The 23,663-nt window shown below is 52.4% G+C and carries 25 protein-coding genes and 1 pseudogene; 10 read left to right on the top strand and 16 right to left on the bottom strand.

Going from position 1 to position 23,663, the window contains the following annotated elements:
* The first annotated feature begins 45 nt into the window (after positions 1 to 45).
* Positions 46 to 477 (top strand): hypothetical protein, encoded by a 432-nt coding sequence (locus J0909_RS05365; RefSeq protein ID WP_207261099.1) that lies wholly within the window; start codon positions 46 to 48, stop codon positions 475 to 477.
* On the opposite strand, the gene J0909_RS05360 is transcribed toward J0909_RS05365, so the two are convergent.
* From J0909_RS05360 to J0909_RS05335, 6 genes are all read right to left on the bottom strand, one after another.
* Positions 467 to 697, bottom strand: coding sequence for a hypothetical protein (locus J0909_RS05360; RefSeq protein WP_207261097.1), 231 nt, complete (start codon positions 695 to 697; stop codon positions 467 to 469). The two genes, J0909_RS05365 and J0909_RS05360, sit on opposite strands and share 11 nt — an antisense overlap.
* Position 698: 1 nt before the next feature.
* A complete protein-coding gene (locus tag J0909_RS05355) occupies positions 699 to 1,217 on the bottom strand; it encodes a hypothetical protein (RefSeq protein ID WP_207261096.1) in 519 nt (172 codons plus the stop codon).
* Between the two features lie 750 nt (positions 1,218 to 1,967).
* A complete protein-coding gene (locus J0909_RS05350; protein WP_207261095.1) occupies positions 1,968 to 2,342 on the bottom strand; it encodes a hypothetical protein in 375 nt (124 codons plus the stop codon).
* A 1-nt stretch (position 2,343) separates the two neighbouring features.
* A complete protein-coding gene (locus tag J0909_RS05345) occupies positions 2,344 to 2,709 on the bottom strand; it encodes a hypothetical protein (RefSeq protein WP_207261094.1) in 366 nt (121 codons plus the stop codon).
* Positions 2,710 to 2,739: 30 nt separating this feature from the next.
* A complete protein-coding gene (locus J0909_RS05340) occupies positions 2,740 to 3,141 on the bottom strand; it encodes a hypothetical protein (protein WP_207261093.1) in 402 nt (133 codons plus the stop codon).
* A 179-nt stretch (positions 3,142 to 3,320) separates the two neighbouring features.
* Positions 3,321 to 4,004 carry a DnaB-like helicase C-terminal domain-containing protein gene (locus J0909_RS05335; RefSeq protein ID WP_207261092.1) on the bottom strand — a complete coding sequence of 228 codons (684 nt, stop codon included), beginning with the start codon at positions 4,002 to 4,004 and terminating at the stop codon, positions 3,321 to 3,323.
* 1,460 nt (positions 4,005 to 5,464) lie between these two features.
* Here J0909_RS05335 and J0909_RS05330 point away from each other — a divergent pair.
* Positions 5,465 to 6,504: pseudogene (locus J0909_RS05330) on the top strand (IS481 family transposase).
* A 198-nt stretch (positions 6,505 to 6,702) separates the two neighbouring features.
* On the opposite strand, the gene J0909_RS05325 reads toward J0909_RS05330, so the two are convergent.
* Positions 6,703 to 7,095: a hypothetical protein gene (locus J0909_RS05325; protein ID WP_207261088.1), complete on the bottom strand. Its 393-nt coding sequence runs from the start codon at positions 7,093 to 7,095 to the stop codon at positions 6,703 to 6,705.
* Between the two features lie 654 nt (positions 7,096 to 7,749).
* Between J0909_RS05325 and J0909_RS05320 the strand changes: the two genes are divergently transcribed.
* Together J0909_RS05320 and J0909_RS05315 are read left to right on the top strand one after the other, a co-directional pair.
* Positions 7,750 to 8,169 carry a hypothetical protein gene (locus tag J0909_RS05320; protein ID WP_207261086.1) on the top strand — a complete coding sequence of 140 codons (420 nt, stop codon included), beginning with the start codon at positions 7,750 to 7,752 and terminating at the stop codon, positions 8,167 to 8,169.
* 44 nt (positions 8,170 to 8,213) lie between these two features.
* Complete coding sequence (locus tag J0909_RS05315; RefSeq protein ID WP_207261084.1) at positions 8,214 to 8,777, top strand: DUF6884 domain-containing protein; 564 nt, start codon at positions 8,214 to 8,216, stop codon at positions 8,775 to 8,777.
* A 268-nt stretch (positions 8,778 to 9,045) separates the two neighbouring features.
* On the opposite strand, the gene J0909_RS05310 is transcribed toward J0909_RS05315, so the two are convergent.
* On the bottom strand, positions 9,046 to 9,621 hold the full coding sequence (locus J0909_RS05310; RefSeq protein WP_207261082.1) for a hypothetical protein: 576 nt from the start codon (positions 9,619 to 9,621) through the stop codon (positions 9,046 to 9,048).
* Positions 9,622 to 9,696: 75 nt separating this feature from the next.
* Here J0909_RS05310 and J0909_RS05305 point away from each other — a divergent pair, with 75 nt between their 5' ends.
* The gene (locus tag J0909_RS05305) at positions 9,697 to 12,558 is read left to right on the top strand and encodes a caspase family protein (protein WP_207261080.1); all 2,862 of its coding nucleotides are present in this window, start codon (positions 9,697 to 9,699) and stop codon (positions 12,556 to 12,558) included.
* A gap of 278 nt (positions 12,559 to 12,836) precedes the next feature.
* Here J0909_RS05305 and J0909_RS05300 read toward each other — a convergent pair whose 3' ends face one another.
* Genes J0909_RS05300 through J0909_RS05280 form a run of 5 tightly spaced genes read right to left on the bottom strand, consistent with a single transcriptional unit; the run spans position 12,837 to position 17,297 of the window.
* Positions 12,837 to 13,130, bottom strand: a complete 294-nt coding sequence (locus tag J0909_RS05300) for a hypothetical protein (RefSeq protein WP_207261078.1) — start codon at positions 13,128 to 13,130, stop codon at positions 12,837 to 12,839.
* Entirely contained in the window at positions 13,127 to 13,654 is a 528-nt protein-coding gene (locus J0909_RS05295; protein WP_207261076.1) for a hypothetical protein, read from the bottom strand. Before J0909_RS05295 ends, J0909_RS05300 begins: the two co-directional genes overlap by 4 nt.
* 1 nt (position 13,655) lies before the next feature.
* Positions 13,656 to 15,197 carry a hypothetical protein gene (locus tag J0909_RS05290; protein WP_207261074.1) on the bottom strand — a complete coding sequence of 514 codons (1,542 nt, stop codon included), beginning with the start codon at positions 15,195 to 15,197 and terminating at the stop codon, positions 13,656 to 13,658.
* Positions 15,184 to 15,747 (bottom strand): OmpA family protein, encoded by a 564-nt coding sequence (locus J0909_RS05285; protein ID WP_207261072.1) that lies wholly within the window; start codon positions 15,745 to 15,747, stop codon positions 15,184 to 15,186. The genes J0909_RS05290 and J0909_RS05285 overlap by 14 nt, the downstream gene beginning before the upstream one ends.
* 23 nt (positions 15,748 to 15,770) lie before the next feature.
* On the bottom strand, positions 15,771 to 17,297 hold the full coding sequence (locus tag J0909_RS05280; RefSeq protein WP_207261070.1) for a DUF4384 domain-containing protein: 1,527 nt from the start codon (positions 17,295 to 17,297) through the stop codon (positions 15,771 to 15,773).
* Here J0909_RS05280 and J0909_RS05275 point away from each other — a divergent pair.
* The gene (locus J0909_RS05275; RefSeq protein ID WP_207261068.1) at positions 17,281 to 17,616 is read left to right on the top strand and encodes a hypothetical protein; all 336 of its coding nucleotides are present in this window, start codon (positions 17,281 to 17,283) and stop codon (positions 17,614 to 17,616) included. The two genes, J0909_RS05280 and J0909_RS05275, sit on opposite strands and share 17 nt — an antisense overlap.
* Here J0909_RS05275 and J0909_RS05270 read toward each other — a convergent pair.
* Both J0909_RS05270 and J0909_RS05265 read right to left on the bottom strand, forming a co-directional pair.
* On the bottom strand, positions 17,613 to 17,900 hold the full coding sequence (locus tag J0909_RS05270) for a hypothetical protein (RefSeq protein ID WP_207261067.1): 288 nt from the start codon (positions 17,898 to 17,900) through the stop codon (positions 17,613 to 17,615). The two genes, J0909_RS05275 and J0909_RS05270, sit on opposite strands and share 4 nt — an antisense overlap.
* A gap of 136 nt (positions 17,901 to 18,036) precedes the next feature.
* Positions 18,037 to 18,621, bottom strand: a complete 585-nt coding sequence (locus J0909_RS05265) for a hypothetical protein (protein WP_207261066.1) — start codon at positions 18,619 to 18,621, stop codon at positions 18,037 to 18,039.
* Positions 18,622 to 18,827: 206 nt separating this feature from the next.
* Between J0909_RS05265 and J0909_RS05260 the strand changes: the two genes are divergently transcribed.
* A complete protein-coding gene (locus tag J0909_RS05260; RefSeq protein WP_207261065.1) occupies positions 18,828 to 19,286 on the top strand; it encodes a hypothetical protein in 459 nt (152 codons plus the stop codon).
* Between the two features lie 65 nt (positions 19,287 to 19,351).
* Here J0909_RS05260 and J0909_RS05255 read toward each other — a convergent pair whose 3' ends face one another.
* Positions 19,352 to 20,641 carry a hypothetical protein gene (locus tag J0909_RS05255; protein ID WP_207261064.1) on the bottom strand — a complete coding sequence of 430 codons (1,290 nt, stop codon included), beginning with the start codon at positions 20,639 to 20,641 and terminating at the stop codon, positions 19,352 to 19,354.
* 1,063 nt (positions 20,642 to 21,704) lie between these two features.
* Here J0909_RS05255 and J0909_RS05250 point away from each other — a divergent pair.
* The 3 genes from J0909_RS05250 to J0909_RS18540 all read left to right on the top strand — a co-directional run bounded on the left by J0909_RS05250 (position 21,705) and on the right by J0909_RS18540 (position 23,552).
* Positions 21,705 to 22,247 (top strand): hypothetical protein, encoded by a 543-nt coding sequence (locus J0909_RS05250; RefSeq protein WP_207261063.1) that lies wholly within the window; start codon positions 21,705 to 21,707, stop codon positions 22,245 to 22,247.
* Positions 22,248 to 22,313: 66 nt separating this feature from the next.
* Entirely contained in the window at positions 22,314 to 22,703 is a 390-nt protein-coding gene (locus J0909_RS05245; protein ID WP_207261062.1) for a hypothetical protein, read from the top strand.
* A gap of 576 nt (positions 22,704 to 23,279) precedes the next feature.
* A complete protein-coding gene (locus J0909_RS18540) occupies positions 23,280 to 23,552 on the top strand; it encodes a DUF4258 domain-containing protein (protein ID WP_353616741.1) in 273 nt (90 codons plus the stop codon).
* The last annotated feature ends 111 nt before the right edge of the window (positions 23,553 to 23,663 follow it).

The raw sequence follows: 23,663 nt of genomic DNA, 5'->3' as shown, positions 1-23,663 counted from the left end.
CACCGTCATGAGCAGATTGGACACCCTCGAAATCCAGAAAGTCAAGTGCGTAACATCAAGAAATCGCTTGATAAAGCGCTGTTTCAAGTGGTCGTAAACATGGCGCACGGAAAAACCTGTGAGCGCCAGTGGTTTTTCTCCGGTGACACGCCGAAAAAAGACGTGCCACCGGCGGTTTTGAGCGGATTTTTGGCGTTAGAATGGCGGCTCGTCGCGTGGATCCCAGTACGGCAATGGGCCGATCAGCTCGGGCTCGGGGCAAGTCAGGTCGCAGCGCTCAAGGGGGCGGCGACATCTACCGAGCCGTGTCGGATCGTCATACGAAGATTCGTAGATGACATCCTCGTGGCAGTCGTGATCGCGGAGGAACGCCTCGTAATAGGGGAAATCGCAGGTCGGATGAAGGGGCCACGTGCCAGGGCGGAGATCGATAAGGTCGAACCCGACAAGGAACCTGGTCATGAGCTTAGGCTTTGACATTGCGAACCCCCTTTTTACAGCGGACATGCGGACGGATACGCGGGGCGTTGTGCCGGCGGTGTTTGGAGATGACACAGCAGCATGAGCCGTCGTCGTTGCCGATCAGACAGGCGGCATGGGCCGCCGTGATGATCTCGTTGACGGGGACGACGAGCAGGACAAGGCCACAGGATCCGGCTTCGTCGGTCAGGATGTAGGGGGTGAGACAGCTATTCACATTACACCCCCAGGGCACAGATCGATGCTGTAGGGCGGCGGCAATGGGGCTTGGCTTTTGTTGCCGCGACCAGTTTCTCGCCGTCCTTTTTGTCGAACGTAGCGCCGTTCGGAACGAGGTTGCCGTTTTCTTTTTGGATGAACGCGCTGACGCCGTATCTATTGCCGACGCGCATGATCAGCGAACCGCAGAGCAGGTCGCCGCCAAGGGCCGGGACATGGGCTGTGACTTTGGTCACGAGCAGTTCGCGGTACGGTGCCGCGCCAATGGTTTTTTTGTTTTTTACGGCGGTCCGGACGATCCAATTCGCAACGTCGTAATCGACGCGCAACGAGATATCGCGGTCCTGGAATTTGCCGGTCACGTTCGCGTACGTACCGTAATTCTCGACGAGGGTGCCGCTCGAGAGCTGACCGTCGTAAAGTGGCACCTCGCGACAGGTCGTGAAGACCTCGATCGGGGTGGTGGGGATGTCCCGGACGACGCCGGGGACAGGGTTGGTTTGGGGTTTACAGTTCATGGCCGTCCTCCTTGGAAAGAGGGTGCCGGACAACAGAATTGTTGGCCGGGTGGCAGGACCACACAACGCTTAGAATTTGTTATTTATAGGCATTCTCCCTGATTTTTTTTGGGGGTAGTGATACCGGAGGAGTCTCCGGACGAGGCTATACCTCTCATATTGCGAGAGGTTCTGTCAACCGATTTCTGATTTTTTCAGAACTATAATATATAGGCACGTTTCGTGGTGGTCGTAAACTCTTTTCTTCAACGAAAAAAGCCCTCAAAAATGAGGGCTTTATGGCCGGACGGCTTGTACAGAGAGGCAATCTGTCGCGCGACGTGCGCTATATAGCCCCCGGCAAATTCCTGAAATATCCGATTTTGGACCGATCATATCCGGCCCTGGCTTTCGATCGCAACCTCATCGCGAACGAAGAGCAAGACCCCCGAAGGGGCCTCTGGTTCCGGGAGCGGGGTGGTGTTCCGCCGCTCCCGGTTGTTTACTCTCTCGCCCGGATCCCGAGCAGGACCCGACGCTCCATCGGCCGCCGCATGAAATGACCGAACATGGTCGCCATGGCGATTTCCTGGACGTTGCCGTTCCCGGTCAGACGGTCGGCCAAAAAAAGATGAAAAAGTTGGAAAAAGATGGGGCTTGATGGTGGTGAAAATGTGGCGTGGGAGCGATTGACAGAGCGAGGAGTAAAGCCCCTGGAAGGGGCCTTGGCGGGTGTTGGCGGGGTGGCTGAAGAAGGTTGTGTTGGACGGGCTACTTGAGGCGTGAAATGTCGGTGGTCAACATCGGGGACTTGATCATGAAGGAGGTCAAGATCCTGGCCGAGATGCACATGCACGTGCCGAGCAAGACCGGGATGGCGTCGCCAGAATCGACGGCCGACAAGGCCGTGAATGCGGCCATGGCCGTGCCGGAGATGCCGATCCCGGCGAGGGTCATTGGCGTGTGCCTTGGACAATCCCAATGACCGAGGACGGCCCATATGTACGCCGGCAAGGTCAGCAGGGTCGGGGTCATGGCGTACCAGATCGACGCGTCGGACGGTGCCGCGAATCTGATCAGGAACACTGACACGAGGCCGATGGCCATGGCCACCCAGGCGGCCAAGTTGATGCGAGCGATTCCCACGTTAGACCTCCTCTTTTTCAAACGGCATGATGACCGACACCTTCGTGTTGGCCTCGGTTTCGACTGCCTCAGCTCCGATCTGCAGTATTCGATCAGCGGCCTCGGACCTGCTGACCTGCCACCGCTCGGCCAGGAGGTCGATGATGGCCAGGATGTGCGTCGGGAGTTGGAACGTGACCCGCTCGACGTCGCCCCTGGGCGTGTGAAGTGGAGACATTCCGTCTGCGAAAACGAGCCTGGTGCATGTCGCCAATGCCGTCGGCAACGAGATGCCGTTCTGCTTCCACTTCTCAAGCCGGTCCCTTGTCTCGGCGCAGAGCGTCAGGTTGACGCGTGTCCAGTTTTTTTCAAGCGATACTGTTGCCATTTTCATTCTCCTCCGAAATTTGTATCTTGTTTATGCCCCGAAGTCAGCCTTGGCCTTGGCTGTCCAGGCACCAAACCGCAACTCCCTGTTGTCCAGCCACCACTTTGCGGCGGTAGCCTTGGACAGGGTGTCGATAACGTCCTGTTCCTTGTCTGCGTTGACCATTCGAAGAGCGTCGCGAACTCCATCACGGCGGATTGTTTCGGCGTATGCGACTTGTGCGGCGGTGCCGGTCAGCTCTGGCAGCCCCATCTCGGCGTTAGCCAGGGCGGCCTCTTCGCACCGTGCGACGAACAGGGCTTCTTCGGCGGCCTTGCGACACTTCGGGCAAGGCATGGCCGCGCGGTGTTCGATCTGGCGCCTGACAGAGTGTGCAGGGCCGTAGAGCCGGTACTTCCGTTCGCATCCGTATCTGTGTCTGACTTCTTCCATTTTCGATCTCCTTCGTTTTGCGGCTATTGCCGCCGTCCATGGTGTGAATATTTCACATTTCGATAGCGGAAGTCAAGCTGTTTGGCGAATGAAATGAAAAAAGTTGAGAGATTTCTCGCTGTTGAAAAAGGATTGAAGAGGAGGAAAAGGAGAAAGCCCTGCGGGCAGCGGGGCAATGGCTAGGATTTGGCGATGATGCGGGTGGAGTGGTGATCATGGCCAGGAGTCAGCAGGATGACCATGTCGCTTGCGTCAGCCAAGGCTTGATTCAGATCCGACAGTTCTGGGCGGCGATCCGGGCGCTCATCAACATGTCGTGGAAGTTGGAACAGAATAATGACCGGTGCATCCAGATCCTCTGCTAGTTTTTTCAAGCCTGGAACCACGCGATTGATCTCGTCTTCCGGGCTTCCATGCTCAAGTCCTGACTGCAGGAGCTGGAGGTAGTCGATGACGACGAGTCCAAGTGGCGCCAAGTCTCTGCATCGGTCAGTCAGCTTTAGCTCGGATATACCCGGTGTGTCATCGATCACGATTGGGGCTTGTGACAGCAGAGTTGCGGCTTGGTGCAGGTTGCCGCAGAAGACGGCAGACAAGATACGCATAGCGAACATGTCGGTCGCCTCCTCTAATGAAAACACTGCGGACGAGACCGGTGTTGGCGTCAGTGCAGACACCCTCGCTACGACATGCGCCGCTAGGTTCGTTTTGCCGACGCTCGGCCGACTGGTCACGGTTATCAGCTGACCGCCATGGAGGTTGCCGATGACGCAAGCGGCGGCAGTTTCAGGTTCGTGGTTGGGAAATTCGTTTACGAGACCGGGGACAGTGCTGTTGATATGTGTCGGTGCCTTTCTTCTCATGTACGAGACTGTGCTCGGAGTTGCGTTGGCTGTCCACTCCGTCTCCGGGATAAGGAAATAAGGATCAGCGCCGCGAAGGCGATTCCGAGGAAAAAGGATCAAAAAGGAAATTTTGCCCCCTTCACTCTTGTCTCTTGTCCTCCCTGGCATAGAGGGAGTGGGGGAAACAGCCGTAACGAGAAGAAAAAAGGATCATCTGCGGTGGGCCAAGGATCTCTGCCCCCTTCATCTATAGTCGTATTCCCATGTCCATTGGGAAGCGTGGGGGAAACAGCAGAAATGGGGCGTCGTGTCACCGCCGTTCGCCACGGTGTTCGGCCTTGCAGTCGAACATCGGTGGATCCTGGTTGCGGCGACCGGCGAACGCCGCCAAGGCGCGGAGGAGCATCCGGTCATCGCGTCTTGGTGGCATTGCGGCGTGTGTTTGGTTGGGTTGTACATTGGATGGCCGGAGAATCGTGAGGAGGCTGTCAAGAAGCCCCATGGAACCTCCGGACGGCGGCCGTTGCCACAATCTCGTCGGCCATTGCGTATGGCCACTTCCAACGCCTCTCGGGTGGGAGCATAGCCATGCCTACTTCCCTCCCTTGCCGTTACGCTTCGCGTTCCGTCGGAGCTGAACAGCGCACTTGTCGCACACCTCGACGATCTCGGCCCCGGCCTTGCCATCTGTCTTCGTGTCGAGCTTGTTCAAATCCCTGTACGGCTGACCGCAGATGTAGCACCTGGTCAGCTTTTCCCATCCTTGCCAACAACCATCCCGCCATTTCTGATCTTTGCCATTTGATTCTCCTTGGCCGCGTTTTTTTTTGCGGTCCTACCTACTCATTCGCCGAAGGACCGCAGCTCCGGCAAAAAAGAGCATCGGATCAGCAAAAAAAAATGGAAGGAAATTGCCGCCCCCCTTTACTCGATGCGGTTCCGGGTGGGGGAAAGTGGGTATGGAATGGCGTTTTTTAATCAAAATAGACCGAAATCCGCGTTTCGATCGCAAAACGCGAAAACGATTCAAAAACGCAAAAATGGCCTATTTTGATCAAAAACGGCCATTTTTTACATCGCTAAAAACAAGGATCTTTTAAGAGATTTGTCAGATAGGGGCCTCATAAAGGAAATTAAAGAGTTGTCATCACCTCAGGCAACCCATGAAAAAAGCGGCCGCAGATAAGCAAGAAACCCACGGCCGACTTGATCACCTAAGCCGCCTCCTTTTGCAAAAGTTCCTGATGACATTTCAAAGAAAGGCGCATTGCGAAAGCAACACCTTTGAGCCAACTGACAATTTCACCCAGACTGCCCGCTTCCGTGCAGACGGTTTGGTGGTCAAACACTCGATAACGAAACTGAAGTGAAGTAGTTTCGATTTGATCTGACAGTTCCTCTTGAAAAACGAGAGGTTCTCCCTTTTGATGGAAATGTTGAACACCATCAAACCGAGCCCTGTGCTCAAGGAGAACCTCATGTCCAGTTTCAATCACAACGTCATAAAACACAAGGTCGGCCTGCTCAATCTGGCGGAAGAACTCGGCAACGTCTCGAAGCCTGCAAGCTGATGGGCTCTTCTCGGGACACCTTTTATCGATATCAGGCCGCCAAGGAAGACGGCGGTGTTGAAGCTCTGCTTGACAAGAACCGGCGCAAGCCGAATCTGAAAAATAGAGTCGATCCGGCCATCGAAGATGCCGTCGTTGCCTATGCCACCGACTTTCCCGCTTACGGACAAACCAGAGCCACCAACGAACTCGGCAAGCTCGGGACGTTTGTTTCGCCTTCCGGCGTGCGGTCGATCTGGCTTCGGCACGATTTGCACAACTTCAAGCTGCGTTTGCGAGCATTGGAAAAGCTCTCCGCAGAATCGGGAATGATTCTGACCGAAGCCCAGGTGCAGGCGCTTGAGAAAAAGAAGGACGACGATCTTGCCCACGGCGAGATCGAGACGGCACATCCTGGATATCTTGGAAGCCAGGACACGTTCTACGTCGGCACGATCAAAGGCGTTGGCCGCATTTACCAGCAAACCTTCGTCGACACGTATTCAAAATGGGCAGCGGCCAAACTGTACACGACCAAGACTCCGATTACTGCCGCGGACATGCTCAATGACAAGGTTCTGCCGTTTTTCGAGGAGCAAGGCATGGGCATCCTGCGGATATTGACGGATAGAGGCACGGAATACTGTGGCAGTGTGGAGAAGCACGACTATGAGCTTTTTCTCGGTGTGTGCGGCGTCGAGCATACGAAAACGAAGGCCAGGCATCCGCAAACCAACGGCATCTGCGAGCGCTTTCACAAGACCATCCTCAATGAGTTTTATCAGGTCGCATTTCGGCGAACCCTTTACACTTCATTGGGCTCTTTGCAGGCTGATCTTGACGCATGGATTGGCGAATACAACTCGGAACGGACGCATCAGGGGAACATGTGTTGCGGACGAACGTCCATGGAAACTATGATTGACGGAAAGCAGCTCTGGACGGAACACGTTTCAAAGCTCAACTAATCTGACAATTCAGGCTCCGTCAAAAGGGCAGACTGTCAGATCAAGTATGAACCACTACAACTGAAGTATCCACCGGGGGGCCTCATGAACATCTCCCAATGGTTTCATACCCACTCTGGCCCGCATTTCGTTGATGGTACGGATCTGATTTCGAGCAATCCGCAGCAGACTTTCCTTTTCAGACACGCCACGTCCCCCCTATGACAAATCTTCCCAGAAAAGGTCGCTGTAGCCGCCGATCTGAGCTTGTTCGATAGCTTCGGACTCCAAGAATTTCTCATGAGGCCATCCGTAGTAGTAAACGTTGTTTTCGCCGCACCACAATTTGAAGAGTTCCAGACCGGCCTGGCCCTCGGGGCTGGTGTCGCCATAGATCACACATTCGGCATCCTCCGTGCCGCCGGCCACGTACATACCTTCTTGAAGCTGGAAGATAACCCCGCCAATCTCCTTAATGTCGGACTGCTTTTGCCCAGACTCCTCAATCATTGTTTTGCTCTTCAGGTTGAAGTTGAAAAGGGAATGGACTCCCCACAACGTAATTTTACCATGCCTATTCAGAAAGGGGGAAGGGGGCAAAACGGAAAACATCAAAAAAATCTCTCTCCTTTTTTTCAAAGGAGAGAGATTTTGGCATTGTGCATTCTAAAGAGAAAACGCCAATGGCTTTCTCCGCGTAATTTTCTCACTGCTCATAACCGATCAAAAAACCTTTGATTTTTCCTTCTGGAAGTCACCGTTAGTTTTAGATATGGTTCTGGGCAGTGGGGATTTGTCCCCTCCCAGGGCTGCCTCTACCCCTGGCCAAACGGGTTGTGGTTAACGAGGTATGCCTATGAAGACGTTCATTGAGCTGTTCGTGCAGGAGGTCCTCATGGACTGCTTGCGCGACATTGATTGGCCTTCTGCACTGGAAGCCATCAAAGCCCTTCTTGATCACCTTCTCAAATAGTTAGGGATCAAAAAAGGAAGAGGCCGGTTGCAGCCGACCTCTTCCCTTGAGCTTGTCTGGGGTGAACGTGCTGAGACACGTTCCTTTCGTTTGTCCCGTAACGGGGTATGCGGCCCTGGTTCACAGAACCTCCCGTTCGCCCTTATTATGACCATGACCCTTCTGTTACTGTCAACTCCTTTTCGTCTCAACTCGCAATCTCTCCAAGCCTGACGCGAAACTCGCACTTTAGCCAAAAGCCTTGGCAGATGTGGGTAATCACCGGGAATAGAAATTGTCCGCGGGGAACAGAGTTGTCACTGATCAGCTTAGGCTTGCGGCCAAGGTCGTTCTTCTGGAGAAGAAAAGATGTTCAAGTTCAACAAGATGAAATTCGCCTACGCCTTGCGTACTGCGGGATTGGCCTTTTTCTCAAGGCCGTGCGCAAAGCCTCCTTTTCCGTGACGGCTGTTTTCGCCGGGCCGGGCTGTGACTCCCTCGTGGGACAGAAGCTCGCCCGCCAGTTCAGCCTGCCGTTTCGCGGCGTGCCTGTGGACTGTCAGAAAGAAGAGGATGTCTGCGAATATTTGCAGGGCGTTCTCACTCGAAGAAAGATCGAAGCTGTCGTAGCACTATGGGACGGCACCAACCTTGAGGTGCATAACATTCTCATTCGTGCTCAAACGGACGGGTTGCAGGTACAAATCGCGAGGGTGGAGCCGTGGCTTTCCTAGAGTGTGGTGCGACTCCTCAGGAACAGGCCATCCAGAGGCTTGAGATGGCTGCGAAGATGGGAGCTCATAAGCGGATCAGGTCCTTCCCTTGGGTTACGGTGGGGGGCGGTTTTGCCGTAAACTCTCGTAAATGGGAGCGGAGTCTTGAGCGTCGGGGGGAAGTCGAAGAGCTCGCGGCCAGGTTCGGGCAGATTGAGACTCTTCGGCGCAAGCTGGCCCGCATCCGGGGGGAGTCCTACAAGCCCGCCTCGGTGCCGATCTTCGTCATTGTGCCGTGCGACAAGAGCAAGATCTTTGATAGCCCGCACATGCTGGCCAAGCTGCAGTTGGGGATGACCCTGGAGCTCAAGGGCGGTGCCGTGGTTGTACAGGCCCAGGCCGCGTATGTGTCTCGTCTCTTCAAGGCGGGTTTGGCTTTCGCTAAATGTTTTGGAGACACGTACCGGATACTGTCTGCAAAATACGGTCTGCTCGAGGGGCACAGATTCATTGGAAATTATGACGAGAGCTTCACCAACCCGGGGCCGGGGGTGGTCTCCACTGAGGAGCTGCAGGAGCAGGCCCGGATGATCCAGTACCAACTGCTCATTTTGACTGCGGATGCCTAGCAGGAGGGGGGGGAGAGGACCGGACGGCACCCTATCAGATGGATCCCCGATCAACACATGTCCATTATTGGGAACGAACGGAGGTCAATTAACATGAAATATTTCAAAATGTTGCGTGTTGAGCCAGACTGTTTTTTTGGGTGTTGACAAGCTGAACAACATAAAGGGTTTGCACCGTCAATGGTGCAAACCATTATCGTAAATCAATTAATCAATTTCAACAAGTCAAGTCCGGCAGAATATCAACCGTTTTGGAAATTGGATCGGCTTATTGGGTAATCTTGATTGCCTCAGACGCCTTTGCGACAAACTGCTCAGCCATATCAGGATACAGTGCGTAAAAACCTTCGATATCCTCAACCTCTTTACACATCTGCAGATTGAGCAAGGTATTATCTACGTAAATAGCTAAAAGGACTTTATCATTCAAGGTGGATATACTGCTGAGGCCAAGGGCGCAGCCTCCACCTTTCAATCTATCTATGGAGGGAAGATTCCTGACACTCAGGTCAGACTGTTCGATCCCCAAAACTTCCACCAACTCAGGGTCCTGACTCATTCGATGCATGGAAGACCTGAGGTAATCATCCTTGTCGACTGTGCCTATGACTATCCAATCTTTTCCCAGTTCATACACATATGTTTTCATGCGCATGCCATAAACTATCTGATCGGCCTGCCCCACAAAGCGAGCATTCGCGACTTGGGTTACTACGGACTCCTTTGATTCATTGTCATTTAAAACGACTTTGTTTCCATAACGGCTGGTCGAATATCGTGAGACACACCCAGTCAGCAGGGTAATGGTTACCACCAAAATGGCCAGTTTGAATACGCGCACCATGGAGAGCTCCTTGACAGTAAATAAGTAGAGTGATCTAAATTACAACCGTAACCATGTAGCACAGGAAGGTCTATTTTGGCAACTAGAACAGATAATTGTCGGTTGGTTTTTCTTTTTATACTCATAGTCGTTACAATATCATTGCCCATTACGGCTTTAGCCGGGTCTTTTGATCTCAGTGCTATCATTAGCGGGAAATCTTCAACCCCGCTTTTCATGAAGTTGAATACTGAGATGCACAACGGTTTGCTTAATAGTGCGGCCATCAGCAACAATAAAAAATACCTTGTCTCCTGCTCGATAGATAAAACATGTAAGGTTTGGAATGCCTCAACTGGACGTTTGTTATCCACCATAAGGGTGGAAATGAATGCGGGCCTTGTCGGGTTAATGGCAGGTGCCTCCGTCTCTGATGATGGCAAGATGGTTGCCGCACCGCACATGGGCCCAATTGGCAGCAACTTTTTTGTATATGTTTTCTCCGCTGAAACCGGTGACATGGTCGGTTCAGTCGTAGTGCCGGGGATTTTTAGCTCCCATGGATTCACAATATCGGCAACCGCATTTTCGCCGTCAGGTGAACACCTTGTGGTGGGTGCATCCAGAACTTTGGTCATTGTCAATAGGAAGACGCTGAGGATTGAGAAACGCGTTATTATGCCCGACAGCATCAACGGTATTCACTTTGCTGACAACAACTCCATGCTTGTTTTTTACAAGACCGGATACACTGTGCTGGACAACAGATTCGGTACAATTTTCAAGGAGAATCTTAAAAAAGGAAAAATGTATGACGCCACCATCTCTTCCGATGGTGCAAAGGCAGCGTATACAACCTTCGACAATGATATACATGTCGTCGATATAATGACTGGGAGAAAAACAAAAATCCACATTGAATCAAAATATAAGCGGGAAAGTTTGTCTTGGAGTCAAAAGCTTGATGGTCCGGTGTTGTACGGATTGAGGTATGACAAGATCTACGCCATGAGTCCGAAAAATAACTATATCCCTGAAGAAATCAACGTAACCGATAAAGCCTTTGAGGAAGCATTCTACATTGAAGGCGGCCATCTCGTGATAACGCCAAACGGCTTCTATTTCCTTGACGATGATAAAATTCGATACCATCGGGTACTGCCGTCGTTGATTACTTATGTTGAAGGGGAAGTGAATAGGCTGGAGCTTTCTACTTCATCGGATGGACGGACTGTCTTCCTGCCTACTGACAATGGTCAAGGCGTCATCGTCGATTTGGAGAGGCGCCTTGTTTCAACCGGGCCAAATCCCAATCTGAGCAACAAGCCTGATACATCACATGCCACTGCATCGTTGAAAGTGGAAATGAAGAAAACCCGTTCTCCCATTATCAATGGAAAACGTGTCAGGATTCCCTTTAACTCATACGTTACCAGTTACAGCCATCTTCCAAACGGCGATACCGTCGTTGGAACGCACATGATGATAATCTGCTATACTCCCGAAGCCAAACTCAGATGGATTGACTTCACCTTAAGCCAGGTATTGAGCATCGTTCCAATAGACAACGGCAACAAAATTGTAACGGTATATCCTGATGGGTGTATACGATTCAACAATGCGAAAACAGGCTCCCTCATCTTGAGCTGCTTCATCCATCCTGATAAAAAACGCTGGATTATGTGGACGCCAGAAGGCTTCTTCGACCATTCGCCGGGAGGCGAGTCCCTCGTCGGCTTCCATGTAAATCAAGGTGCGGGCAAACAAGCGAAATTTTACAGCATAGACCGCTTTTATGACACCTTCTATCGCCCAGATCTCGTGCAATATCGTCTCATGGGCACCTATGAGAACCTCATCGCCCAGGCCAAGAAGGAGTCCGGCTCCATCATAAACCTCATTGATAAAGGTGCCCCGCCCAAGATTGCTATTGCATGTACGATTGAAGATGGAATAATTCAGGCTCGCGTTACTGCCACTGACAAGGGCGGCGGGATCGGTCCGATTTCATATTACATCAACGGCACCAAGGTTGCGGAAGACGGCTCGCCTTCCTCTGCGGCGCGGATTGGCGCACAGTACGCTCTGGAGCGGGCTTTTGTTGCCAGCCCTGGGCGAAATACTGTCGAAGTTCGCAGCTTTTCGATTGAAAGCGGTATTGAATCCGTCACCGCCACTGCCACCCTCAAAAACAACGTGTATGTCCAAAAACGAAACCTGTATATTCTGGCCGTGGGCGTCGATGCATACCTTGCAAAAGAACTCACCTTGCAAAATGCCGTCAACGATGCCCGCTATCTTTCTAGCGCCCTCAGAAAAGGCGCTCATGAAAGCTTTACCAATGTGTTTGTCGAAAACGTCGAAAACAGAAAGGCGACACGCAGCAGTATCATCAACGCTATTGAATCCATAGGAAAGAAGGCGAAACCCGAGGATTGCTTTGTCCTCTATCTTAGCGGCCATGGGCTGACATTGAACAGCAAATATCATTTCCTGCCAAGCGAATTGGAAACCGTAAGTGAACAATCCATTCTTCAACAAGCGCTCAATCAGGAACTGCTGAATCAGGCACTACTCAGCGTCCCTGCTCGCGAAAGCCTCATAATCCTCGATACCTGTCAATCCGGGGCATTTGTTGGCAAGGATTTTGAGTTCGCAATGAAGGCGGCGACGGGACGATTGAACAGAGCGACCGGGCGCGCTGTACTGACTGCTGCCTCTTCGCAGGGCAACGCCTTGGAAGGGTACAAAGGACATGGTCTATTTACATATGTCCTGGTCGACGGATTAAAGGGCAAAGCCGATAATATCGCGTCAGACAAGCAGGTAAGCCTCGTGGAGGTTGGCGAGTACGTAACCAAGGGGGTTCCTGCTCTCAGTTCGAAAGTATGGGGGATGGAGCAGCAGCCTACATTCTACCACAGAGGCAATGACTTTGTGCTGACCAACGCCGAGTAACGCTCTGCGAGACAAGCTCGTCCTTACGGGGAGCACGACAGTGCACCCCGTAAGGACGAGCGGCTCCAGCCAGAGTCCTGAAGTGTGCAAGGCTGGCAACACTGGCTTACGCACGGCACCGTCAGTAGGTCGGTTATAGGAATAGTTCGGTTGAACTCGGTCGTGATTTTATTTGTGTCAGGGAAAATGCCGCATTCTCGAATTCGGCTTCGCATTCCGAAATAATGATTCCGCTCCGGGAAAACAATTTCCCGTGTTTAGGCTGACAAAATCAAGCGTTAGCGTTTCATCTTTCCGATGTTATTCTGGGCGTCGCCGCCTCTCCCACCGGAATGCTGAAAAACATTCGTGGATGTCTGTTTGATGATAACGTCCCGCCCATGTTTTTTGGCGATGAATGCTTCTTTTGATATCTTATGCATTTCTGGAGCTCTGTCTTGGGCCAATACACCGGAGTTCTCGACCGCCGCGGTCTCATCATTTTCGGCAAAATCGGAATTATTGATACTGGCGCAGAGTCCCATGGATGATGAAAGAAGGAGCGTGAAAAGCGTCAGGGAAACGATCCTCATTGCGGCTCTCCCGAGAAATCCGTTGGCGCCTTGTGTATGGTCATGCCTTCCGGCTGAGGTGTCTTGAGAATATTGATGTCATACGCTTCAAAAGGCTGTGTAGAAACGTCGTACGCAGCGAAATCGACCTCAAACTCCTCATCTTCCTGGACCAAGCGTGTGCAAAGTCCTAGGGAGTCCTCATCGACGCACGACTCTATCATGCCATTTCTGTCTTTGGAGGCAACCGCATAGACGTTCAAGTTGATGAATTGAAACAAGGCTAACTGCCTTTCTGCGCAGCGAAACACGGTCACTGTGGTTTCCGGCCCTGGCACCTGCGGGAACTTGTCTGCGGAATAGGTCCTGATCTCTACGCATGTTGCGCTGCGCAGTTCATTCAGCGCAGGCATAGGCATGCCGGGAAGAATATCCAGAATTGACTCTGCGATAGAAGGACTTGGAAGAAGCAGAACGGCTGACGCAACCAGCCAGAAACAGAAAGCCTGCATAAGCCCGCCCCTGATCTGCTTGAAGAACGTCAAGCTAGTCACCCACTACTACAGATCCTACATTGACTTCTGCTTCACTCTGACGAGACTTCTTGATGACGGTGATATTGTTGCCACGGCCTTTAAGGGTTATATCGCCTGACTTCGCATTGCCATGTGCTTCAATGGAATGGATATTCACCTCAAGGTCAGCCCGGGTTTTGTTGATGACGGTCACGTCGTCGACTTTGGAATCGATAGTGATGTCTCCGAGATTTGGAGAACTGCTAGAGGAGTAAAGCCCAGAATTCCCTATCGAAGGATCGGTTGGTTGGTAGTTCTCGGGAAGGGAGGCCTCTGGAAGGGCGATCAGTCCCTCCACGGGAAGAGAGCTTTCCAGGCTTGCAATCATAGTTGCCAGAAATGACAGGTCCTGCTCCAGCAAAGCAATCACTGACGGGTCGAAGCTTCCTGTCCATTTTTCAATTTTTCCCATTTCGTTTTCATGTATCTGTGCCATCTCAAGTTGGATGCTGAGGTACGCGTGAGCCAGCTTGTATTGATCGAGGGAAGCACTCCAGGTAGGATCGGACTTCCTGAGGTATTGGTCAAGATTTGCCAAACAGCTTGCCTGCTTTTCGAGTTCCTTGAAGCGGCCTCCGGCGGCCCATGAACTTATTCCGTCCTTGGCAATCATAGCTGCTCCTGAAATAAGAAAACCCGCCCCTAGGGTCGAGACGGAAGCTGTCCCTACTATGTAAGCGGATATGTTGGCTGAAGCCATGGCGCCAATTTTAACATCCACGCCTGACTTCATGATTTCACCTGCCAGTTCATGCTTTCGCTCCTGCAATTCGTTGACGACGGCATCAGCATACCCTTTGTCTTCTTGAAGTTTTTTCAAGGCTGCCTCAATGCCGTCCAAAGCTGCAGTATCTGAGACCCCGGATTCCAGCATCCGTTGCTGGATGGTTTCAAGCTGTGTGATCTCCTGATCTCTTGATCGATCCGACGCCTTCTTGGCCTCCAGCATAACGTCGGCAAACAAAACGACTTTGTCCGCAATATCGACAAGGTCTCCTACGACTTCGGCGTGCCCCCCTATTTCTCCTACAATTTCAAAGTGGTATGTAGCTTTCAGGGTGTTCAGTATCTTTGATTGGGTAGCAAGGTCAGCCCCTCGGGCAACAATACCCAATGTATTTACCATTTTTTCAGTGACGTCCGTTGCAGCTCCAACGCTGTCGAGCGTCGTCTTGACATTGGCCAAAAAGTCCACGTCGGACTTCACGTTATTGTTGAGGGCATAGGTGGCAAAGGATCTAGAGTATGCTTCTACGCGTTCGTCGTAGTTCTTTAAATCGTCCTGAACAGTTCCCCCAAACTTGTTCTCGTAGTGCAAGCTGGGAATAACCATATGGTGGGGTACCAACTTGTCTCCAATCTCAAGGGTCTTATACTCAGTACGCCGCGTGTATCGTTCAATATAGTCTTCTGGCGCAGCGTGGGAGTTTGCAGAAAAGGTGAGTAAACCAATGATGCAAATTACACATGCACAGAGCAGGTTGGGCGCTTTGGGGTTCCTATTCAGCGACATTTACCACCTCTACCCGCCTGTTTGAGCCGGATTCAGGGTCAGCTTTGTCCAGCGGGCGTCTCTCACCGAGGCCCTTGGTGACGAGGCGGCTGCCATTTACGTTGCAGACAGTTTGGAGATATTGGGACGCAGCTTCGGCACGGCGTTTTGAAAGTTGCATGTTGTATGCATCGTTTCCGGTGGCATCCGTATGCCCTTCAAGTATGAAGTTATTGTTCTGGAGCTTGTCGGAATTCAGGGCTTTTCCCAGAGAATCCAACGTTTTCTTGGCCTTGGCAGTCAGGCGGTAGGAGTCGTACTCGAATTTTATGTCAAGGATGACCCGTGCGGTTTTTGGGGGAGCCTGAGGGGCAACGCTCGCCGTAGCCCCTTTCTTGCGTAGCTGGATACCGCGAATCCGGGGAGTCTTCTCAATTTCGGGTTCTGCCAGAGCTTCAACAAGTTCATCGCTGGTGGGGATTTTGTTCATGAAATTGACGGAGTCTTCAGACCAGGCAGGAAAGCTGACGGCAAGGATGACAGCCACGACTGAGAGAATTCTATTTATCATATCAAGTTCCTTAGTGTATTCGCTTAGGGAAGGGTTTCAATGGTCCATGTCGATATCGTCAACTGGGAAGATTTCGCATGCAGCTCTTTGGCAATCTCCGCCAAAGGCATTTCAAAATACCCCAAGCCGTCTGGGGTTGCCTTCATGGGAAGGTTCGGCAGAGGCTCCGGGCTGGCAAAAAGGATGATTTTCTCCGTTCCCAGTGGGGGGGTGACGTTCAAAGCGAAATTGTCATCATTGTTGGGAACGGTGTACTTTTTCCCCCCTTGAAAACGGCTCTCGTTTCGCAGAGCATTGGGTAGGAGTTGTGCTACACCACCATCCGCCATTACATAAAACAGTTTACCGTAAAAATCCTGATTACCGTCGAACTGTATCTGGACCGCCTCACCCTTTCGATATCGCTTTTTCATGGCCTGCACTTGAATCTGGAGGGAGGGCGCAGATGCGATCTGGGGGTGATTGGCGATGCTGACCTGTTTTGCAGATGCCATCTGCTGCTTGATCTTGGATCGGGTGAAGACCGGCATGTCGAGAAAAAGTCTTTCGTAGAAATCGGCATTCAGGGTATCACTCTTAACACCATACGCATCCTTATAGCTATACAGGGCGTTGACGGTATTGTTGTCGAGCTTGCCTGTCAGCGAAAGGTTGATACCATATACACTCAACAGCTTTTGGATCATCAGGATTTTGCGTTGTCCGCTCGCCTGGCTGTACTCTTCTTTGATGCGTTCCAGGACCAGCTGGTCCGCCGGGATGTCGGGGCCAATGCATTTCCAGTAGGGGATGTTCAAATACTTGCCGATCACCTCCAGGACACTCAAATCAATGAGTGTTCTGATTGCTGCGTGATGCCCCTGGATTTTTTTGACGGATCCAGACAGGCCAAATGATGCGCCCATTATGGAAAATCCCAGTTCAGCTTCATTCATTCCCTTGTAGACTCGGATTGAATTGACTGCCTGGACTTGCGGAACCATCGCCATAGTCTCGAAATCCATCATGTTGATGTCCAGAGTGATTCGCGACGTGGATGAAGCAGAGCTTTTTCCGGCATCAATCCCAAGGGAATTTTTCCCCGCACCAAAATCTCCGCCAAAATCGGCGCTGTCGTTCACGACCTCCAAAGCACGATCGTATTCCGTGATGCCGCCATGCAGGACAACATCCGGTCGGGTCTTGTTGCGAAGCGAGGTAAATTTGAGAGCAGCCTGATTTTTGAGAAAAACAGGATCGTACGGCACAAAGGTGACCTTCCCGCCAATACGATTGACCGCACTTTTGATCATTTCAGTGACGTCAAAGGGGATTTCGCCACCGGTAGCTTGCGAAACACCTGTATCGTCTACGACGCCTACAGTCTGTACCTTAACCGGCTGGGTGCGCAGTAGCTTGGTCAACCGCCCCAGCTTGACCAGCGCACCACCGTAATCCGACACCTGTGCCTGCGGCGGTTCCTTGGGTAAATCAACCTGAACAACCTTGTTGTTGCACCCCCCAACAGATAGCAACGCAACCAAAACCAGAAGAATGCCGAATGAGCGCATTGAGCAACCTTTATTTAATGATGGTGGTGTCACCCTCTTCGATTATTATCGTGACATCACCATGGACTTCACTGTCAACCACACTACCATAGTTCACATCGCCTTCATCGCCAGTGATCGCCTCTCCGGCTTTCATCCTGCTTCTGGCCTTGGCCTTGTGAAAACTAGTATTTGGCTTGCCTTTGAGGTCGTTCCCAAACTGAAAGCCGTCCCCGCTATCTATTCCGTCGGAAAAGTCGCCCGCAAAACATGCACAAGAAAGCAGCGCTCCAAGGAGCGCTGCTCGCAAGATATGTTTCACAAAGCGAAATATCATTAGTCGCCTACCTTGACACTGCCGATGTTAGTTGTGGCGATACCGCCCTTGGTTGCACTTGTAGTGACGTTTTTGGCCTTGCCTTTGATCGTAATGTCGCCGGTCTTGCCGTTAGTAACTTCGACCGAGTGTATGTTCGCTGTGGCTGAAGAGTCGTCACCGGTTGCCATGGTGTTGATCTCGCCGACGTTGCTATCGATCGTAATATCACCGGTTTGAGCCTGACCAGCAAAAGCCAGTGAAGACATCATCACCATCATTGCACATACAAGAATCACTTTTTTCATGGGAGCTCCTCTTTTTTTGAACACTTAGTATTTGTTAGAGACTAGGATCAATAACGTTCTGTTCGTGATAATTAATACCCATTAATCATATATAAACAGTAAACTGGATTTGTTTTTAAAAGTCAATATTGGGAGATTATCCCGGATTCAGCCGCTTCCAGCTCCTCGCGGAGTAATAGTCGGCGACCGCTTCGAGATATTCTTCCGTGACGACCTGGCGCACTGCCCGAACGCCGCCGCCCTCGTCTACGTCCGGCATCTGTACATCGCCGCGAACAGGATACGGGCATTCGCGGAGCATATCGTACCGCCAGAGATTGTCTTCAACGCCATCGAGCATCTGCGTGATCAGTCTGTTCGCGTATTGCCGTGAACACCGCCGCCAGTACACCACATAGTCGACCGCCCCCGGCCGCCGTTCGCCGTTATCGTCCTCCGGGTAGGTCCGGACGCACTCGCAATCAAGATACACGTCGAGTATCTTGTGCATCATCCGGTCCATCCCGTCCATCCCGTCGTCCATGATCATTTCCAAGTCGCGCCGCGTGTGGATCCGGTCTTCTGCCGACGGCCCGAACACGTCGCCATCAGGCGTAAGCCCGAGTTCTCCGTCAACTACACCTCTTCCAGTTACGGATCCGACTGTACCAGCCGTATCCCGCGCCGCGATCAACCACCGCAGCGCATCCTCTGCCGATCGGTATTTTTTATCGTACATCATACTCACGTATTCGTTGTCTCCACCTAGATTCCCGCAAAAAAGCCTCCACCATCCCCGAGAAAAACGGTCCGGTCGCCACGCCACTAAAAGATGAAAAAAGAATAAAAAGGACTGGTTATAGCATGTGGAAATGAAAAATCTCTGGGCTCCGGTGCTAAATCGAGCGATTGTGTGAATGGACAGGCAAAAGAAAAAAGGGGAAGCAAATGGAAATCGTGATCATGATTCTTGGGGCCGCAGTGCTGTTCGGTGCTCTTGTACGGAACGGCGGCGGGACGACGAACTGGTCGGCCGGTGAAGACGATGGGGAAGGGTGGCAGTCGATGTTCGGCGATGATGGGATCGGGATCACATCGACGGATGATATGTTCTGCGATGATGACGCGGATTTGCTGAATAATGACGACGTTTACTATTCTCCGATTTACAGCCATCTCCCCTGTAATATTCACTACGACTCTTCGTCCGATTTTTTGTTGTCCGATTACGATTTTATGTCGTCCTCGCCCTCGGCGTTCGGCGATGACGACTGGCCGAGTTCGTCTATTGACGACGACTTCTGCGGGTGTTCGTCGATTGGGATTGATGACGATATTTGTGGGTGCGGGTGCTTGTCGTTTGATGATGACGGAATCGGCATCGGGTGCGGGATGTGGGACGATTGATGGCTGATGAAAAATGAATGAAAATGAAGAAAGAAGAATCCCCCTGGCGGGGGCTTTCTTGTGTGCTACGCTTCGTCGTTAGCCTGTTTTTTGGCGACGTATTCCCTTACCTGCTCCGGCGTTACCCCTCTTGCCTTGCACGTCTCTGCGAAGAAGTCCTCGCCGCAATCCATCACGTACGCTGCGGCATCAAGGCGCTTAACGAGTGTCTCGTCGAACGTCTTGAGGCTCTTGTTCGCACCGACCTTTTTTGCCTGTTCCAGGAGTGTGCTGGCATTGTGCATCCCCATTATGACAGCTGCAAAATTCTTGACCTTCCTCGTGTTTACCGACTCGCACAAGACGACGACGTTTCGTTCTACTGTCTTTGTGAGCAGTTCGTTTAGAACCTCGCGGAGCTTTTTGTCTGCACGGTACTTTTCAGGGATTGCCCTGATCACGGCGTCGGGAAGTTCCGTGGACGCCGCTGCCGCTTGCGTAGCGGTTGTCTCGGCGACCTGTTCATCGTTGTCGCGGAGCTTGGCTTCTTCTTCCATTGTAAGACCGGCAACGCGGAAAGAGTTCGGAACTTCGGCCGTCGAGAATGTCCACACGCAATCCTCGCCGCGTCCGTCTTTCTTGACGCTTATTCTCCAGCCAGTTTCCCTCTCGATACGCTCGAGCGCCGGCTTGACGTAGTGCGTCAGAGCAGAGCTGACAGGGATTTCACGTCCGCGATCTTCGCCGAACAGCTTGCGCGTGATCAGCCTTGCCTTTTCCTTGTAGGGCCGAACCTTATCTGTCGCGCTGAACAGGTGCGTCTGCATCATCGAATAAATCTGGATTGCCAGGCCGGTCAGCCCTGCAATGTGCTCAAGGGCCAGAAAGTGGGTGTTTGCGTCATCGGCCTCAAGCGCCTCGAGGTAGAAATCGGAAAATATCAACTCCACGTTTCGGTTGCGGATCCTTGCGTCAAACAAGCCGAACCAGTTCTCTGCGATCCCGGAAGCGTCTTTGTACTTGAGGCGCATTCGCAAATCGTTGTATCGCCGCAACGCTTCGACAACGTTGTCGTAGTTCTGCCGTGACTTAGACATGCCGCATCCCTTCAAAATATCGAGGATAGAAATGGCTACACGGTTTCTGTCGCCTCCGTCATACTCTTGCTGCTGCCTGACACCGAGGCAGTAATAGTAGATTTTGACGTCACACTGCCTGGGGAGTGGACTTGTACTCGACACCTCGTACGTCATTCGGGTCGTTTCATACCGCAAGTGCGTGATGTCGCCGGAGGCAACCGGGCTTTGGGGTCGGTCTGACAGTTCTCGGAGCTGCTTGATCACCGGTGCGACCCTGTTCAGCTTGTCTTTAACCATCTTAGAATTTCCTTTTTGATTGACCTTGTCGCCTACATAACTAAACAAATATCTCGGTAACTATCCAAGAGTCAAGGATTATATTTATATTTTTATATCACTTTTTGGCGCAGTGGTGATATTCCCCAAAAAAGATGGTGATATTTTCCAAAAAAACAGCGCAAAATGGTGGTGATATTTTCCAAAAAACAATCGCCGGAAACCATTGTCAGCCTTTGGATTCGTGGGATCATACAAATCTCGTGTTTAGTTTACAGAATAATTACGTACGAAGAGCGTTCGTTTTGATTTCAAGATGGCTGATGAAAGGAAGAAGTGGCGATGCGCCGTTCTGAATAGATCAGCCATACCGCCGAATCGTTCAAAAAACAGGCCGCCACGGCCTTTTCTGTTTCCCTCGTGAACCTGTCCCTATGAACAATCCGAAGAACCCGTCAGAACGGAAGCCAGACCACATTCTCGAAAAAATCGAATGGCCCACCTTCCCTTTTCACCAGCCATCAAAAAAATCCAAGATCACTTTGAGATCGTCAATCCAGTTCCCCCAAAGGGGGAACCACTGTTTTAGGATGGGGGGGGGCGGCGCGGCGGCGGCCCCGGCTGTTTTGCCTCAGAGATCTGCAACGCGAACAACACAATCTGTGGCCGATGCGCCCATCTCCAACAGTGCCGCCGGTCGATGGCGGACCCAAATCGGCTGTCGACGGGTTCCAAGGCCACGTCATCCCGCTCGGCGGAATTAAGACTGGCCCAGCCGAGTACGAGCGTATAGCCCAGGACGACAAGACCACTTCCGGCCGCCGGGGACACGAAGCCTCGAGGCCGAGCCAGGCTTCGCTTTTCTGACCGCCGTTGCCGAGTCCCTGGGCGGCAAAGGCAAAGGCCCACCGCCCCTTTGTGGCGGCGAAAGAATATAAAAAAATAAATGAAATCAAATGAAAAGGAAATAAAAGGGAAAATAAAAAAAGCTTGCGGACGCAGGATCAATAGCCGGGGGCTGCCGCCCCCGGAAAGGCAAAGGAAGCGAGGATGAACTCCAGGAGGCACTGGATGACGAACGAGATTGGCGAAGAAAGAAACGATACTGGCGTTGGACGTTGCGATGAAGAACCTGGGCTGGTGCGTGTTTGTCGGCGACGAGATCGTTGACTGTGGCACGGTCCAGGTCAAGCTGAAGCAGGAGAAGCGGAAGAACAGGGCGGGGAAGATGGTGCCGGTGAAGTCCCCGAAATACGTCCAGCTCGAGGAGTCGGCGAGACAGCTCGGCAACGGCTTCATCCACCTTGTCGGCAGGTATTCCCCTGATCGTGTCGTCGCCGAGATGCCGCTCGAAGGATCCAAGTCGGTCAACGCCGTACAGGCAATGCGCATGGCCGCCGGCGTGATACTCGGGGCGGCGGCAGGGATCGGTTCCGAACTGATCACGACACGGCCGAGAGATGGCAAGACGGCTCTGACCTGTGAGGTGTCTGCTGAGAAAGATGCGATGATGTCGGCCGCCAGAAGCCGGTGGCCAAGCGCTCCATGGCCTGGGGCAAAATGCCGTCTGGAACATGCCGCAGACGCCGCCGCTGCCTATCTGGCTTGGAGGCAAAAAGCCGAGTAAAGAGACATGTTGACCGTTTTTTTGGGTGTGAGCACAATGCTCGTTGAACCAAAAAAAGGAGGGTCAATGGGCGGCATAACGGACGTTTGCAAATACGAGCTGATAGGTGATCTTGTCTGCAATCCGACACGCCACGGGCTGGTGACGGCGCTTTTCCATTGCGCTAAATCAAATGGTCCTGTTTCCCTCGTGTCGTACGGTGCGTTGATGGTTGACGGCAGTAAGTATTTCGATCTTTGCAGCGGAGAATCTATTGCCAATGTTCCGGCAGACAGAATCGAAATCGTGCGGATTGGTGGTGTCGCCGATTTCCTCCATTTGCTGACAAAAATGGTCGATTGCGGGGGGATAGCGGACTTGTGGCCGACTGCCATTGTTGTCGAGATCCACGTAAATGAGTGGGACAAGATCCCGCTCGGCGAAGCCGAAGGGGTGTGTGTATGGGCCAGAAGTTAAGCCGTCATCTAGGTCTATCCCGATGCCCGTCATGCGGCGTGGAGCCATGCTCTCCGCACCGCCCTGAGTGCGAAGTAGAACGTTGTTCGGTCTGTGTCTTCAGCGGTGCCAGTGCGAATGCGAAGGTCACGATCCCGCATTCGTACGCTGGACCGGGATTTGACCAGGCGAGGCAGAGACAATAGTCCTTGGCTTCGTCCTTCCGGGAGCGCTCTTGGCTCCAGGCATCCAGCCCGATCTCAACCGCCTTTATGCAGAAGGGTACCATAAAGTCTTTTTCGTCAAGCCAGACTCCGCATAGCTCCGACCTTTCCGTCTGTTCCCGTTTCTGCACCGCCTGTCGGCGGTACAGTAACACGTTCCGCTACGCTACACGTGTTTCCCCCCGTTTCCCCAGGGAAGGGGAATGGCTAACAGATGAAGGGGGGCGGGGATCCTTTGATCCTTGCCCTTCTTTTTTTTCATTCAATTTCCTTCCTTACCGGCCACTTTTCACGGCCGAAAAGTGGCGATTGGCGATGGGGCGGTGGTATGATTGGCGTAAATGGATTGACTGGTCAGTAGACCTAAGGAGGCATTATCAATGCGCTGATCTCAAAACATGCTTATACCCGCATGTACGAACGTGGGATCCCCACACCTACCGCCCTGGCCTGTTTGGCCGTTGGCGAGAAAAGTCCGGGGCGGCTGGGCGCCACTCGGCATCAACTAGATGAATACGTCGCGGTTACAGTCCCGCACGGTAACGCAACAAAGATTGTCACAGTTTATCGTGAACGGCCTAAGCATATCGGAGCGGCACACGAGCCGCGTCGTCAAACACGCGACCCGACCTGCTCCGTGATTTGATCGGGCGGAAGTTCCGCCCAGGCTTCCCGCGTGGCTCGGGGGGGGCCGAACCAACGTTGCTCAAAAGCGGGAACACCTCCTGCCAGGGAACACCACCCGAGAGCGAGGCAT

The sequence above is a fragment of the Desulfovibrio sp. Huiquan2017 genome (genome assembly GCF_017351175.1).
Taxonomy (GTDB): Bacteria; Desulfobacterota; Desulfovibrionia; order Desulfovibrionales; family Desulfovibrionaceae; genus Pseudodesulfovibrio.
Note: the sequence above shows the minus strand (reverse complement) of the source record. Positions and strands in the feature narration are given on the sequence as shown.

What these genes read in the sequence shown, in the direction of transcription:
- J0909_RS05355 (WP_207261096.1), bottom strand. Translation starts at nt 1,217, where the DNA reads ATGAACTGTAAACCCCAAACCAACCCTGTCCCCGGCGTCGTCCGGGAC.
- J0909_RS05345 (WP_207261094.1), bottom strand. Translation starts at nt 2,709, where the DNA reads ATGGCAACAGTATCGCTTGAAAAAAACTGGACACGCGTCAACCTGACG.
- J0909_RS05340 (WP_207261093.1), bottom strand. Translation starts at nt 3,141, where the DNA reads ATGGAAGAAGTCAGACACAGATACGGATGCGAACGGAAGTACCGGCTC.
- J0909_RS05335 (WP_207261092.1), bottom strand. Translation starts at nt 4,004, where the DNA reads ATGAGAAGAAAGGCACCGACACATATCAACAGCACTGTCCCCGGTCTC.
- J0909_RS05325 (WP_207261088.1), bottom strand. Translation starts at nt 7,095, where the DNA reads ATGTTTTCCGTTTTGCCCCCTTCCCCCTTTCTGAATAGGCATGGTAAA.
- J0909_RS05315 (WP_207261084.1), top strand. Translation starts at nt 8,214, where the DNA reads ATGGCTGCGAAGATGGGAGCTCATAAGCGGATCAGGTCCTTCCCTTGG.
- J0909_RS05310 (WP_207261082.1), bottom strand. Translation starts at nt 9,621, where the DNA reads ATGGTGCGCGTATTCAAACTGGCCATTTTGGTGGTAACCATTACCCTG.
- J0909_RS05300 (WP_207261078.1), bottom strand. Translation starts at nt 13,130, where the DNA reads ATGAGGATCGTTTCCCTGACGCTTTTCACGCTCCTTCTTTCATCATCC.
- J0909_RS05290 (WP_207261074.1), bottom strand. Translation starts at nt 15,197, where the DNA reads ATGTCGCTGAATAGGAACCCCAAAGCGCCCAACCTGCTCTGTGCATGT.
- J0909_RS05285 (WP_207261072.1), bottom strand. Translation starts at nt 15,747, where the DNA reads ATGATAAATAGAATTCTCTCAGTCGTGGCTGTCATCCTTGCCGTCAGC.
- J0909_RS05275 (WP_207261068.1), top strand. Translation starts at nt 17,281, where the DNA reads ATGCCGAATGAGCGCATTGAGCAACCTTTATTTAATGATGGTGGTGTC.
- J0909_RS05280 (WP_207261070.1), bottom strand. Translation starts at nt 17,297, where the DNA reads ATGCGCTCATTCGGCATTCTTCTGGTTTTGGTTGCGTTGCTATCTGTT.
- J0909_RS05270 (WP_207261067.1), bottom strand. Translation starts at nt 17,900, where the DNA reads ATGAAAAAAGTGATTCTTGTATGTGCAATGATGGTGATGATGTCTTCA.
- J0909_RS05265 (WP_207261066.1), bottom strand. Translation starts at nt 18,621, where the DNA reads ATGATGTACGATAAAAAATACCGATCGGCAGAGGATGCGCTGCGGTGG.
- J0909_RS05260 (WP_207261065.1), top strand. Translation starts at nt 18,828, where the DNA reads ATGGAAATCGTGATCATGATTCTTGGGGCCGCAGTGCTGTTCGGTGCT.
- J0909_RS05255 (WP_207261064.1), bottom strand. Translation starts at nt 20,641, where the DNA reads ATGGTTAAAGACAAGCTGAACAGGGTCGCACCGGTGATCAAGCAGCTC.
- J0909_RS05245 (WP_207261062.1), top strand. Translation starts at nt 22,314, where the DNA reads ATGGGCGGCATAACGGACGTTTGCAAATACGAGCTGATAGGTGATCTT.